4 protein-coding genes are annotated in these 15,900 nt (G+C 45.2%); all 4 read right to left on the bottom strand.

Going from position 1 to position 15,900, the window contains the following annotated elements; translation table 11 throughout:
• Positions 1-20: 20 nt before the first annotated feature.
• On the bottom strand, positions 21-1,067 hold the full coding sequence (locus J4227_01705) for a hypothetical protein (GenBank protein ID MBS3109221.1): 1,047 nt from the start codon (positions 1,065-1,067) through the stop codon (positions 21-23).
• Positions 1,068-1,173: 106 nt separating this feature from the next.
• The gene (locus J4227_01700; GenBank protein ID MBS3109220.1) at positions 1,174-13,767 is read right to left on the bottom strand and encodes a DUF853 family protein; all 12,594 of its coding nucleotides are present in this window, start codon (positions 13,765-13,767) and stop codon (positions 1,174-1,176) included.
• Entirely contained in the window at positions 13,764-14,315 is a 552-nt protein-coding gene (locus tag J4227_01695; protein MBS3109219.1) for a hypothetical protein, read from the bottom strand. Before J4227_01695 ends, J4227_01700 begins: the two co-directional genes overlap by 4 nt.
• Positions 14,316-14,703: 388 nt before the next feature.
• Positions 14,704-15,759 carry a DUF2240 family protein gene (locus tag J4227_01690; protein ID MBS3109218.1) on the bottom strand — a complete coding sequence of 352 codons (1,056 nt, stop codon included), beginning with the start codon at positions 15,757-15,759 and terminating at the stop codon, positions 14,704-14,706.
• Positions 15,760-15,900: the final 141 nt, after the last annotated feature.

Below are 15,900 nucleotides of genomic sequence, written 5' to 3'. Positions count from 1 at the left end.
TTCAGGGCGCGCCAGCAAGTTTAGCTGTTCTTGTTTCTTGCCCCTCCCTGATTTTTTTGGCCGCCCTGCAGATTATTCTGGCCGGCATTTTCTTCCATGCTCTGCAGCTTTGAATTGAAATGGCCAATCCACCTGTTAATCTTGATGATGTTGCCGTGCAGGCTGTTTTTAATCTCCAGGAAATTTTTCTGCAGCTCCTCAATCTCCCCTTCCTCCTCTGCTTCCTGCCTCATCCGCGCATGCCATTCCATGAAATTATTCTTTTCGAGCGCCAAATCATCCTTGATCTGTATTATTGTCGTTTTCAGCGTCTCAAACATGTTCCTGTATTCATCAACTGACCTTAATTTCCTTGACACGTCCCCCTCAATCATTATAAGGTCCTCTTTCTTTGCGAGATTGCGGAATTCAACTTTGAACTGGTCAATTTCCTTCAGCGTCAGGGTAATCTTGTCCCTGAGCTTCTCAATCTCATTCTTGAAAACCCTGTATTCATCATATTTCTTGTTGAAGTCGATAAATGCGTTCTCAATCCTGTCCGCATGGCGCTCAATCTCATTTTTCAGCAGCTTTGTGCTTGCGAGGTCATGCTTAATCTCGCTGTTCAGCTTCAGCACCTGCTCAGTTCCCTTGAACATCTCAATCTTGCCGCGTATGTCCTTGAGCTCTGTGATAATGTTGTCGCTAATTGCCTTGTAGCTGTCAATCTTTGCGCCAAGAATCTGCACCTTGGCATCCTCTTTCTTTTTTTCCACCAGGATCTTCTCAACCTGTGCTGTCTCAACAAGGTCGATTGCCTTTCCGACCCTGACATTGATGTCCTTCATCTCCTGCTCCTTTGTGAAAAGCATGCTCCTGAGCTCCCCAATCTGCTCGAGGAGGCGGGAGAATTTTTCCTGGTCGTCCTTTTTCATCTCACGCAGTGTGGAAATCATTGCCTTCATTGTTTCAACATCCTTCTGAAGAAGGGCAATGTCCTTAGAAGTGGCCTGCATTGGTGCCGGAGGGGCATCGCTAGCAATGTCAGGGGTTTCCGCACTCTCCTCTTTTTTTCCGAACAATCTCACTGTCCACCTCTTTTTCCCGGGTTGCTGCAGGTTTTCCTGCCAATCAATCCAGGCAATTTACTCAATATAATAATTTTCTATCTTATATTCTTTTTTAAAATCCGTCTCAGGTCGGCCTTATCAGGTCAGCATCCTTTTTCATAGCTTCATATTCAGCGTCTGAAAGAGGGGTGCCGGACATGGGCGCCAAAATTATTGCCTCCTTCTTTGCGATTGCATTTTTCAGATAGTTCACAAACATGACCAGCTTCCTGAATTCCACATGGTTCCTCAGCCCAACGAGCCCGTCGATGACAATCACTGATTTCGGGTTCCTGTTCATAACCTCGGCTATGCTGTAGTACAGCCTTTCCAGGCTTTCGTCAGTGATGCTTCCATTCCTGTCATATGCATTGAACATGAACATTTGCGTATTTTGCAGCCTGAATTGCCTGTACAGCATGGCGGGATTCTTGTTTGTCATCAAAATTGACTTATAGCCCTTATTGGCAATGGCTGTCGAGGCCAAAATGCTTCCTTCTATCCCTTTTTCTTCTATGATATATATCCTGCCCGGCCTTGCATTGTTCAATATAGCCTTTGCGACCTTGGAATTGCCGAGGCTCGGCCTTCTCTGCTCAGCCTGCCTCATCATCACATCCCTCTGGGTCAGCTTTATAATGTCTTCCAATTTGGCCAGCTGCACCTGCTTTCTCTTTGGCCTCTTCTTCAGCTGCAGCCAGTATTTCTGCAGCCTTGATTCAATGCTTTCAAGATAAATGTCAACCATGTCGAATTTCCCTATCTTTAGCTTTTCAAGGGCAAGGTCCAGCTCCAGCTTCAGCTCAAACACATCAATCTTTTCTGCCTCCAACTGCTCCATCTGGTATCGCATGTCGTCTATTTTCCTGTTGTACAGGTCATATCTTGCAAGCTCAATGTCACCGAGCCTTGTCACGCTGTGCAGCAATGGCCTGAAGCTGACAAAGTATGGCAGGCCCTTGTTGTATGATGGATTCTCCAGCATTCCTGTCCCGGTGTCCGCCTTGACAATGCTTCTGACAATCTCCTCTCCGTATTTTACCCTCAGCCTTTCCAGGTCTTTCTCATCTGCAGTCCTCATCTGTATTTGCGTGCCTATATTCGCCTTGATTTCACCCACAAAGTCCGACAATACCTGGCTGATGAGCACAAGGCCTATTCCCCATTTCCTGAACTCCCTGCACGCCCTTTCAACCTGCACAAATCCAGCGCCGGAGCCGCCGAATTTCGGCAATAGCCTGTGGACTTCGTCGTATACCACCAGCAGCTTCAGCTTCGGCGACTCCTCCGGCGTGGACATAAATATCTGCCTAATCGTGTTTGTGAGGAACATGTCTACATCTTTTGGCTCAAGCCTGTGCAGGCTGAAGATGTTAATCTCGCCTGGCTTTGCGTATTTTTGCGCATCCACTATCTCTAGCGGGTTGTTTACCTGGTAGATATTCCCGTTGAAAGCCTTTGCCTGCTTTGTGCTCATGCCAAACTTGGCGTACTTTGAAAGCATCTGCTGCTCCTGGCACGGCCTCAGGAATCCTGACCATTGGGCAGTTGGGTCAAATACAATCACTGCTATCCCTTTCTTCAGGGCCTCTTCAATAATTACCTGTGATGCAACGCTTTTTCCAGAGCCCGTGGCTCCGGCAACAATGGTATGAGTCTGCATTTTGTCCAGCTCAAGATAGCTGGAGGTCATGCTTTCTGCAAGCCTGCCAATCTCCACATTTCTTTCAGCCTTTTTGGGCAGCAGCGCAGAATTTACTTTGAACTGGTAGCGTTTTTTCCTCTGCACTGTCTTGTAAACAGATACTGTGCCTGTTGACATCAGTATTAGCGTGACAACTGCCACGATCAGCTGCCATATTGGGACTGTTTTCAGCGGGCCAGGCAGCTCGAATTTCTGGGAGGTGATGACTGCGACATGGGTTGTTGCCTCAACCTCATCTATTCTTGTGCCTGTCCCATATTTTGCCTTGCCTTGAACAAGATAATCTCCTATCCCTGTTTTCTTGGTTGTCCTCAATTTCTTTGTAATGCTGGATGTTGTCCTCACAGAAACAGTGTCCTCAACGCTGTCTATTAGCTCGCCATTTTGCACATCAACCAGGCTCAGCTCGAATGTTATGTCATCTATCCTCTCAGTTCCGAGGTTGATGAAGTTGGCCTGTATCCTCACATTGTCGCCCTGCTGCACAATCTCCTCCAGTGGCTCTATCCTGAAATCCAGAAGCTGGGAGAATTCCAGCACCTTAATCCTAATTGGAATGCTGTTTTCTTCCCCGCCTGATTTGACAATCAAGTAGCCCCTATAAGTTTCAGCTTTTGTGTCTTTTGGAATGTCAACTGTAATTAACAGGCTTGATGACTGCTTGCCAGCCATTGTGAAGCTGTTGTCCTCAATCGAGATGAATTGTCCGGCATCTCCTTCAAGCTCCAGCAGGACATAAGTGTCTGTAAGCTGTGCATTCTGTAAAGTTAAGGTTGTTGTTGCTGTTTCACCCTGGTACAGCTCAAATTCCAGCCTTGACAGGCCGACTTCAAGCTTTTTCACAGCAGTTCCCAAATCCTTTAGCAACTCCTTTGTTTCATTGAGCTGCTGCCTGGTCTCGTTCAACTGCTCCTGCAGGGCTGTGGCATTAGGCTCGGCTGATGCAGATCCGCCACCTCCGCCTCCTCCGCCCCCTCCACCACTGCTACTGCTGCTTGATGTGCTGCTTGAGGATGAGCTTGCTGCGCAGTCCACTGCGCAATTCGACACAGTTTCGCTGTAGGTTGTTTCACAATTGCCATTTCCACACCTATTTTCTGCTGCAATGTATGCCGAGAATCCTGTTATCTGGCCGGTGACTGTATATCTGCTAATGTCCTTGCTGACATTGCCAAGTTCTGCCCATGTGCCATCGCATGTTGTCTGGCCTGATGCGAAACTCCAATTTAAGCAGCCCAAAACAGTTACATCAATTGGATCATCTATTGCCATCCCGGAATAATTGAAAGTTATGTTTCCGGTCTGGCTGCTTAAGTTTGATGAAACAGCCAACCCCTTCAATTCCCTGTACATTGGAATTTCGGTTATCACATTCAGGCCAAGTGTGTCAAAGTCAAAGAAATCCTGCAGGCTGTCATTGAAGGAAACATTTGCAAGGAAAATCCTTGAAGTGTCCTGCCATATCTCGACATCGTATCTTCTCTGGTGGATTTCATGGCTTGTGAAATTATAGCTGCCTCCTGTGAAATTGAACAGTGTTCTGTTGTTGGACGGCCTGAGAAGCCTGAAGCTTGCAGTTGCCGCATCTCCGTTGCTGTCTGTGACTTCACCTGTGATATTTACCGGGATATAGATCTCATAATAACCAGTTGCATTCCTTGTGTTGGATGCATTGTCCGTTGCAGTGAAATAGACATCATAGTCCCCGACGCTTCCGCTTAAGATTGCCCGGAATGTTACCAGGTTTCCAAGCTGTTGCATCAGGCTTGTGAAATTTGTGCCATCTTCATATACAACAGTAATTGAAACATTAGTGACATTAACATTATCAGAAGCATTCATCTCCACCATCACATCGCTGCCGTTCGCAGCGCTTGGCTCAGTCCAATTGTGGAAAACAGGCGGCGTAAGGTCAATGTAATGGACTGCCCCTGATTCTGTTGTTGTGGCTATTGCAGAGTAATTTGTGAAATTTCCCCATACCTTTATGTCATAGTATGGGCCATCATCCAGGCTTGGCGTAGTGCAATTTATTGTCTCGAAGTCCTGCGCATAGATTGGGCAATCAACATCATAAATTGTCACCCTTGTCCATGTTAAGTTTTCAAGCAGTTCCGCATTATCTACAAATCCCACAGCACTAATTGACAGGTTATATCCAGATGATGTTGTCGCTGCATTGCCGTTCTGTGGGAAGTCCAGGAATACAACAAAATTCACCACGCTTAGCCATCCTGTTACATTCTGTGTTGTCACTGTGCTGCTCGCATTGAAAATGCTGATGTTCGCATTATGCGTACCAGGGGTGTTGGGCGCAGTGTAATTTACAGTGATATATGCTGCGCTATTGGCCTGGACAAATATGCTTGTGACATTTGGTGCAGCCATGCTCATGTTGGTGCTGTTTGTGTCAAATGTCAGGTTCACATTTCCTGTGCTGACAATTGTCAGTGTGCCAAATGATCCGATATTGCCATAGCCCACTGAATTATTGAACAGAGCAGGGCTCAAATACCAGTTGTCATCTGTTGGCACAGTGATGCTTAATTCCATGGAAACATTCAGGCTGGATGAAGAGGCATTAACCTGGCCGGTGTAGGTTCCTGGCGCATAGCCTTTAGGCACAGTTACATTTATTGACAACGACCTGTTTTCTCCCGCAACCAAGTCAATGTGCGATTCATTGATGGATGTTGTGAAGTCGGTGCACACAATGCCTGAATAGCATGAAAGGTTTATGTTGCTCACTTCATCATTGCCTGTTGCATTCACATAGAATTCGACTGTGCCTGTTGTGTTGTGGCTGATTGTCTGGCTTCCTGTTGCAGCCATGCCCAGCTGCGGGTTGCTCGACACAGTGACTGTGATGTTCCTGGTTGAGAAATTGTAGGAATTGTTTGGGTTCTTCCAGCTGACATTTGCAACTGCAGCATAGGTTCCGGCAGATGTGCCCGGCGGGATTGTGATTGAATACACTGCAGTCTCATTCAAGGTTAGGTTGCCATGGGTGGTCATGCTCGGCGAAACACTCCAGCCAGCTGGCAATGACCAGGTCGTATTTGCGTTATAGCCAGTTCCCTTGCCTGATTTGTTGACTGAAACATTTATGTCTATGTCAAATCCATCCGACTGTGTGATGCCTGACACTGTTTCCGAAGTGGAGTTGAAATATGCATAGAGGCTCACTGTTTCAATCGGGTAGAAGGGCAATGATGATGAGAAGCTTATGTTGCTTTCAGTGTCATTTGCATAGATTGTGACATAATGGGTGCCGGCATTTGTTGGAGTGTAATTTAATTCATATTCAGCGTCAGAGATATTGGCCATTACCTGGATAACAAAGCTTGAGTCAGGGAGGGTTATGTTTGCCCAGACTGCATCAACTCCTCCAATATCCGTGACATTTGCGCTTATTGTTGTATGGCCATAGTTCATTTCAGGATAATCATCAGACAGGGCAACATTGGTTATGTTCGGCGGCTTGTTGGCGATACTGAAATTTGCAAGTATGGTTATGCTGTCTGAGAAATTCGCTGAGCGGAATACAGTCACGCTGTAAGTTTGGGTCCCTGCTGGGTCATCAGATGCAACTGTGGCTGTGATTGTTATCCCATTCCCAGTTTGGTTGACAACTGTGAAAGCCCCGGACGGGCTCCTTGTAATGTATGAGGAAGTATCGCTGGACTGGTAGGCATCCAGGGTATTGCCCCTGTTATTGATTGTAATATTTCCGAGCACATAATCTGTGGCGCCCTGGTCAACCTCTGTCCCATTGACCAAATCATGCGTTATGTTCCAGGTTGTGTCCTCCGGCACTGTCACGAATATTGTAATGTTGCCTCTCTGCAATGTTCCCATCACAGTTGTAATGTCAACGGCATAAAGTCCCTGGGCCAGGCCGGCCGGAAGGTTGGCATATACGCTGACATTTTTTTGTGTGCCCTGCGCCAGTGAGAATGTTCCCGAGCCAGGGCTGAAAACTATGTAAGATGATGAAAGGTTGCCGCTGTCAGCATTGAGGTAAATCGTGGGCGTGACTGTATTGCCTGTTGAATTGATTGTTATATTTGCCAATAATGTCGATCTTCCATGTTGTGTCTCAATGCTTACATTTGCCCTTGAGACGCTTATGTTCGGGTGCTCAAGTATGTTCATTGCAAAGCTGGCCAGGGTAAAGTCGCTTGTGGTGTCGGGATTTATCCATTCCCCTATAACTGAGACTGTATACAGTCCGGACGCTTCATTCCCAGGAATTGAAATCGTCACGTCCCTGCTGCATTTTGTGCCGTTTGTGACATTGCCGCATGATATGAAATTGTTAGACAGGTTTGTCAGCCAGTCTCCTGCTGAGAATGAAATTGTCATGTTCGCATCTGTCATATTTGCTGCCCCTATGTTGCTCAGATTCAGATGCAGTGTTATATTGTTCTGGACATAGCTGGCATTATACGGGAAATCGCTTCCCGGTTCCATTTCAATTTCCCCCTGCGTTGTTGTGACTACTGTGAATGTCCTGACTGCGCTGGTATTAATGTTGCCTGAGTAATCAACGCTGTATATCCTCCATGCCACAACATCCTTGTTCAGCTTGCTGTGGTTGTTCCATATGAATGATTCAATGGAGTATTCATAGGGGTAGGAATTGACAGCAACGGGAGAGTTGTAGCTGCTCAGGTTGTGATACTCAAAGACAAGCCCCGTGACTGAATCAGCGATATAGAACTTTCCGCTTCCGAAAGTTATTGCTTGAGGGTCTGCTATGTGCTGGCTGAAATTCATGCTTCTCCCTGAATAATTGCCTGAGCCATTAAATTCAAACACTGAAAGCCCCGAAGCCCCTGCCAGGTAGAAATTTGGATAGACAAATGTTAAGCCTCTTGGGTCAGTTTCAACATCAGCAACATTCCAGCTGTAGCCTGTATAGCCGCCAGAAACATTATATTCGTAAACCCTTTTGTTTGCCTGGCCGAGCACATACATCTTTCCATTGGCATAAGCAAGGCTCAGCGGCGCAGTGTCCTGGCTCCCAACACTGTAGTTGAAGCCTGTGTAGTTGCCTGTCATGTTGTATTCGTAAACTGAGTTAGTTGCATTTCCAAGCACATAGAACTTGCCGTTGATGAAGGCAATGCCAGTTGGATTGGTATCCTGTGCAGCAACGCTGAAATTGAAATTCGTGAATCCGCCTGTTTCGTTTATTTCCCTAACTCTCGCTGTATCGTTTCCTATGATATAATACTTTGAGCTGACATATGCCATGCCTGTAATATGGGTTTCATTGGCAGTGAAGTTGAAGTCACTGTAATTGCCCAATGGGAAGTTCGTAAGAGTTGTATGATTGCTCCAGGCACCTGACTCGTTTGTGGCGATATAGGCATACCACACCCCATCTTCATCCTGTGCCTCTGCCGACAAGGTTATGTCTGTAATATTGTCATAGTATCCTGAGGACTGGCTGAGCAGCCCGATTTCAGGAGCATTTGAATCATAAATAAAGTATTCCATGCTCACAGTTGAATTCTGGTAGCTGTTGTTGTCCAGTATTGTGATGTTTACTTTGATTCTCTCAAAGGCATGGTATCCTGTTGACGCTAACACTGAGGATATGTTCGTATTATATGGTATTACCCACCTGGTATCAGTAAACCTGCCTATGCCGTTTACAATCCAGTAGAATGTGGCGTTTAGGGTATCCAGGTCGTCATCCCAGGCAAGGGCGCTGGCATTAATCTCCTCGGTTGTGGCAAAAGTGCTTTGGTTCAGGCTTACAGGATTAATTTCAGGCGCCATATTCGGGTAAGTATTCGCCCCTGACGTGGTGATGAATTCTGACGAATTGTCTGTGAAATTGACAATCACGCTTGCGATCTCCAGGCCTTTTCCAGTGCAGTTAAAAACAACGCCGAAATTATTCAGCGATGAGGAATTTCTTACATAGTCGCATGTCCCGTTGCTCGTGTTTATCGCAACAACCCTTATGTCCGATGCACCGTCAAGGTCAGTAGCGTTTGCAGTCGCAAGGAATCCATGGTAGCCGGATAGGTTGGCAAATGTCACATCGCTCAATAATGTCGGGGCATTGTTGGGATAATGGTTGGTTGAAGTGGTTGTGTTTATATCGTCTCCTGCAATGTCAAGGAAGCCAATGCTCGCTGAAGCCGGCACTAATCCCAATCCTGTGCAATTATATCTCACTCCGAAATACCTCCAAGCAGAGGAATTGCCAAGCAGGGTGCACGAGCCTGATGAGATTGCAATGCTTGTTGCCACAATATCAGTGTATGTGTCGTTGTCTGACACATTTGCTGCCACAATAAAGCTGTGCCCAATGCTTGCGTTTGTGAAGTTGTTCTGGAGGTAGACTTCAGGGACATGGTTTATGTAGGTATGCGATGTTGCTGTGCTGTTGACTGTTGCGTCAAAGGCGTCCTTGAAACCTATCCTAATTGTGGTGGACTGATACGGGGTTCCGGTGCAATTGTATTTGGCGCCATAATAATTTCCTGACGTTGAATTGCCTACTAGTGTGCAAGTTCCCGAGGTTGTTGCAATTGAGGTATGGATTATGTCAGCTGCAGTGTCATCGTCTGATACATTTGCTGTCACAATGAAGCTGTGCGAGGTATGGGAGTGATTGACCACATTCTGTTTGTACATAGCAGGATTGCTGTTGCTTACAGTCCTATTCTGCTCGTAGTAATTGCCTCCATTCAGGGTGTCATTGGCGTAAACCCTTACCCTAATTCTGTCATGCGCATCAGATGCGGCAAGCACATAAGTAGCATCAGTGGAATAACTTTGAAGGCTGGTGGAATCATTCACATTGTAGAAGTCGTAGTAGTATGACAATGTGTCACTGTCCGCATCACTGGCTCCGCTGCCTGAAGCCGTCAAGGTGCTGCCGACATAGACTGGATTTGTCAAGGACAGCGAGGTTGGCGTTCCAGGGGCTGTATTATCCATATGCACGGTTATTGTCAGGTTGGTGTAGACTTCTTCCGAGTCACCATACCCATCATTTGCCTTGCAGCTGGCAGTTAAGTTATCATGCGCATTGGCTGCATGTGAACTTGGAGTGTATGTTGGAGTTGTTGTCCAACCTGTGCGATAGGCACTATCATTTACATCATAGAAATTATAATACCTCGTATATGAGTCTCCATCTGCATCTGTGAAATTGCAGTTTGCTCTCAATGTTGTTGTCATGTAGGCGCCGCTCAGGGGGTACAGTGACATGTTGATGTCATGGCCTGGCAGAGAGTTAGCTACAGCAACTTGTCGTGTATATTCTGAGCTATTGGTGTAATTATCTTCAACTTTAGCGCGAATGTATATTGTCTTGTGCGCGTCTGTCACTTGTATTGTGTAGTTTGTCCTGTTCAAGACTGTCCAGTCCTGGACAATGTTGCTCTGGGATAGTCCGCCGCTGTAAAACCTGTACCAGAACTTTGTTATTCCATCGCCTTCAGGATCTGACATTGTATTAATATTCATGGTAACATTATTTCCCACATAAACAGTGTTTGGGTAAACCGAGCCACTTGTTATGGTAGGAGGCAGATTCGGCACAATATATTCACTATAATTAGTGAATATATGATTGCCAGCAGTATCAGAGAAGTTAATCATCACTTTCACATGCGTCAACGCAGGACCGCTGCAATTGTATGTCACATTAAATACATTTCCATTGCTGCTATTGCTGCCCGGATGGCAAACAACATTGGTATTGTTTACTGTATAATTCGTAAACAATATGTCTGAAGCCCCATCGACATCAGTGACAGCTGCGCTCATATTGAAAGCATGTGCGCTAGTCCAATTGGTGAAATTTATCTGCTGGTAAATTGTTGGTGGCATATTATAATAGATTGTTATGTTTATCATATCCACACGAGCCTGATACTGCCTATCGACACCATTTTGGACAGCATATCTTACTCCAAACCAACTGTTTGTCACGTCAGATCGAGACCATGAAGTCCCCCATAAATCAGTGCTTGAGCCATAAGTCACGACTGTATCTGTCGTAGGATTCCAGTCATACAAACCTGTAGCCTTATTATCGCCCACAGGAACTGAATTTTTTAATAATTGAACTGTGTGATCACTAAATACATCGCAAGTATTGATGCAGTGTCTTTCCACAGCGACTTCAATACCCATCACAACAGCTGTACTGGGTATGCTTGTAAAGGTGAAATGAGTTAGGTTTAAATAATCGGAAACGTCATTACTACCAAGATAAACTCTCGAATATGCATTATCACTGACAGCAGCATACCTGGGATCATATCCAGTAGCAATAGTACTCCAAGATCGGTCTCCTGTATCTTCGTCCGCTACAGAATATAGAATAGGATCGCTTACTACACTGCTCACATATGAATACTGCACTACATACACACTTGTACTGGCATTTGCTTCACCCGCACTATAATCATACGGTTCATTTGTCACATTATCAATTAGGGCGTTCCATAGACTCAGCCTGTTCCTTTGTATCCCTGAATAATTGAAAACTTCAGAAGTGCTTCTCAGCCTGTAGGTCATCTCAGCCGGGGCAAGGCTTTCATTCTGCAGCAGCAAGGCAGCAGATGCTGCGACAAAAGGAGCAGAATACGATGTTCCGCTGCTGACAATTGCATTGCCGTTCAGGTCAATTGTATTTATCAGGCTTCCGGGCGCAAATATATCCACTATTTCATTGACATTGGAATATGGGGCAACTTCATCCTGCTTTGTGGTAGCAGCAACCCTCGCAACCTTGCTCGCGCACGCAGGCACCCTTAATCCTGTCTGGCTGCCGTCATTGCCTGTTGCCGAGGCAACATAAATCCCCTGCTCAACCGCGTCATTGCTCAGTGATGCAACAAGATTTGAATCGCAAAAGCCATCTGACATTCCGGAGCCGATGCTGAATGAAATGACATCAACATTCTGGTCCATGCAATACTGCAATCCTGCCAGGACATCAGATTCATAGCCATACCCGGATGCATTGACGACCTTTGCCGAGTAAATGCTGGCTGACGGTGCAACATTGAGCAGCACATTGGCAACGCTTGTCCCGTGGCCATGGTCATCCATTGGGTCATCGTCATCATTTATGAAATCCTTTCCGAACACTGTTGAATTCAGGGCCAGTCCAAATGCATCATAATTCATTCCCGTGTCCAGGAAGCAGATTTTCCTGCCTGTCCCGTCATATCCTGTATTTTTCACATCAGCTATTTTTGTGAGGGCCATGCTTTCTTCTATGAAGAGCGAAACGGGCTCATCAACAGCTATCTCACTGAACTCCCCGCTTGCTACCAAATCAGCAAGGTCAGCTGCATCTATCTCAACTGCAATAATGTCATCTGTTTCCTGCTCAATTTTCAAAATATTGGCAGATGCCAGCAGGCTGGTGACATCCTCTGCCGCTTTCTTCGAATCCGCCACATCCTTTTTCTTTTCCTTTATCTTTTCTTCCAGAAGGCCGGCATCCTGCGGTGCAAAGCCAGTTATGCCTTCCATGCCCTGCATTTCCTCAAAGAATTCATCCCTTGCGAAATTCACTGTCTTGATTTGGCCAGTGTCTCCCTGTATTGCAGCCTCCAGCACAGCTGCAAAGTCAAGCACTGAAGGCTGCACTTTTTTCTTCAGGATAACCCTTGCTTTTCCATTCCCGGAAATCTCCTCCAATACTTTGCCATCAACAGAAACATCGCCTCTATCCAATGCGCCCTGTTCCAATTCCTCCTCAACAATTTCCGCTTCAGGAATCTCTTCTGCTGCATCAGACGCATTTGCTGCATCATATGATTCATTGATGCTTTGATTGCCTGAAACCACTGTGCCAGCAATTATTCCATCATCCTTAAGTGCGTATTCGATGCTGTCAATGCTCACAGCTGCATTATCAAGCTCAAAAAGCAGGAAGTAATGGTCTGAGGCAAGTGACATGTCGCATGTTTCCCGGCATTGCCTGGCAAAGGTTATCTTGTTTGCAGACTCAAACCTGGCATTCAACTCCATCCACCCTGTTGAATGAATACCCCATCCATCTTCAGAGACATAGACCAGCTGCGACCTTACCTTATTGTTCTCAGTCGCTGTGTATTTTCCCTTGAAGACATAATACCTTTCATTCCAGTCATTTGCAGCAGGTATCAGGCCGATGAAATTGCAGCACCTTTCAGCGCCATAGCATTCAAAGCTCGATTCCTTTTCATCCTCTGAGTAAATCTCCCACCTTGTGCATTTGCCATCATCAGCCATGCCCTGCCCAAAATCGCTGTTTTCAACAGTAAAGTCAACAACGCCATTTTCAGCCTCAAGCCCATCATTGTCAGTGTCAAATTCACTGTCCTGCGCATATTCCATTATGGCTGAAATATTGTCATTGTAGTCTTCTGCATATGTTGGCCAGCCGGGCTTTGCGCTTCCATCAGCCAGAGCCAGCTTGTCCCCGGTTGAATCATAAATCAAGTATTTGCTACTGCCGTCTGCCAGGTACACCCTGGCTGTTCCTTCCCCAATCACAGTGCCTGAAAGCCTCACTGCGGTAATTGTTCCTGCCTGGTCAGGCTGCCACATGTATTGGTTGGAATCAACGTATGAGATTCCAATGCTCTCGCTGTAGCCAATAAAGCCGCCAAGGTCTGAGTCATATGCCTGCTCACTCACAACGAATCCGGTAAGATTTCCATTGCCCAGGAAAAGCGCAACAAAAAGCAATACAACCAGATACGCATATGGGAGCCCAGCAGCCCATTTCTGCTTTCGTTCTGCCTTTTTGACCTCGTCTTCGAGGCTGGCAATCCTGTTGTCAGCATGTTCTTTCCAGTAATGCAGGTCCTTGTCCTGGATTTTTTGGTCAGGATTGCTCTCATAATGCTCTTTCAGCTGCTCCTTGAACTTTTTCCATTCCTCAAGGTGCTCCCCTGGATTTGTAATTTTCTCTTTCCTAATGGGTTTCCTGCTGCTCATGCTTTTAGCTTCACCTTTGCATTATGGTAAGTTGCCCAGACTGTTCCATTGGACCTATTGACAATTTTGGAAATGTCGGCCACGCTGATGCCCTTTGTTTCCTTTAGATAGGCAACAAGGTGCTCAAAAACGCTTAATTTGCGGTCAGAAAAAATACCGGCATCAATTGGGATAACCGCTAAACTCTCCAATCTTGCATCTGCCTTTTTCTTTTTGGATTCTTTTGCATATGCCGACAGCGGATTTTTTATTTTGGCAATTGCATGCCTATAACTGCTCCAGATGCTTCTATTGTCCCTGCCAAGAATGCTGGCAATTTCACTGAATTTCAAGTTGCGTTCTTCTTTCAGGAATTTGACAAGGGCTTCCAGCGGCCCTAAAGGAGTTGAAAAAACATAAAGCGGAACAGTGGTTCCTTCCTCTTCAAGCAACCCCAAAAGCTCATCTTTTGTCAGGCCTCTTTTTTCCTTGATCTGTTGAATTAGAGTCCTCAATATATCAAGAAGTTCATTTTTGTCGTTTTTATTATCCTTGTCCAAAATTGCCACGACCAATTCTGCTTTTCAACGACTAATACACTAATTATGTAAAGTATTATACACAATCACTCCTTATCTTATATAAATTTATCTGTTTATATATGAAAATAATAATATAAAATAAAGACATATTACACATAAAGTAATAAAATTACAATATTACAGAATATACACTAGTATTAATTAATATTTTTATCATATAATCTAGGAAATATATAGAAAATAATACCTATAAAATAAAGTGAATATCCAATAAACTAATGTAATAATAACTCCATAAATAATATAATGTGACAATCTAATAATAAACTCATATTAGATAAATAAAATTCTGATGAACTAATGATTATAGTCTTATAAAATAAAGAAATCAATTATCAATGCTTAGAAATCCAAATTAGATATCCTCTATGTTTTTTATGTCCTTTTCTTTTTTTGTGGCCTCAATCTCAGCTTCAAGCCTTTTTATTTCATCTTCTGGATTAATGTCTGTAAACACCATATTTGCCACAAACTCGAGCCTGTCAAACATTTCATTCTTGTTGACCCTGCCAATGAACTTAACCATATTCCCGATGAGGTCGCGCTTTACATTTTCAAATTCTTCAGGCGCTTCCCTGTACAGCTTCATTTCATCCGCGCTTTTGCCCAGCAGCCTTTCCACCTGGTTTCTGAACATTACTGACCTTATGGTTCCAGTGCCATCATCCAAAACAGTGTTGAGCACATAAGAATACTGCGGCTCAACCCTCGCATGCTGGTCGCAATAGAATCCGTCTTCGCCCCTTTCCTTGGCCCTTCTGCCGCAGCTTGGGCATACTTCAAAAAATCTTATATTGAAAGCCTGGACTATAGTGCCTGCAATTTCAACATTGTCATCATTTTCAGAAAGGTCTTTCAGGCTTTTCCTTGTCGCTTTTGGCCGTTCCGCTGCCGAACTCACAGCCTCAGCCACCCTAATCCCCAGTGGATTCACAACAAGCTTGCTCCTGTCATTTATGTGAAGCTCTTTTCTCCCCCTGTTGTCTTTGGCATATGCGCTTTCGAGCTTGACAATCTGCCCCTGTTTCAGGCCATCCATGTTGCTGACCTGGTCATTCCACAGCACAACCCTTATATTCCCAGTCTCATCAGCGAGAACAAACGAGCCTACTTTCCCCTCCCTGCCATTGGCATTGAAATTCCTGACTTCATAAACCTGCTGGACCCTTCCGGCAGTCTCAACGCTTTTCATGCCGGCCATTATGTTCTTGATTTGCACAGGCCCGCTTGAAGGCACTTCGAAAAGCCTGACTCCAAGCTCATTCGCGATGATATGCGCAGCCCCCTCCCTTGAAATTAAGCCAGAAAGCTGTTCCATCTTCTTCTCGATGCGGGTGTCAATTTCAGCCTCGGAAAGCTTGGCCTGTTCAGAAATTCTTTTTCTTATGTCTTCGATAGGAACCTTAATCATCAATCAACCCCCTATATCCATATGCGCTCCGGAATCCATGTAATTTGCGAATAAAAAGGTGATTAAGGGCCAAAAAGCCTAAATCTTTTTTAAATTTTAGCTTTAGGTTCATTTTTCTGACAATAAAGCCCAACAATCGGC

It is taken from the genome of Candidatus Woesearchaeota archaeon (genome assembly GCA_018303405.1).
Lineage (GTDB): Archaea > Nanobdellota > Nanobdellia > Woesearchaeales > JABMPP01 > JAGVYD01.
The sequence above is the reverse complement of the archived record's forward strand: the minus strand, read 5'-3'. Positions and strand labels throughout refer to the sequence as shown.

Bases quoted from the DNA above. Each gene is read 5' to 3' on its own strand.
- J4227_01700 (MBS3109220.1), bottom strand. From the start codon at position 13,767: ATGAGCAGCAGGAAACCCATTAGGAAAGAGAAAATTACAAATCCAGGG.
- J4227_01690 (MBS3109218.1), bottom strand. From the start codon at position 15,759: ATGATTAAGGTTCCTATCGAAGACATAAGAAAAAGAATTTCTGAACAG.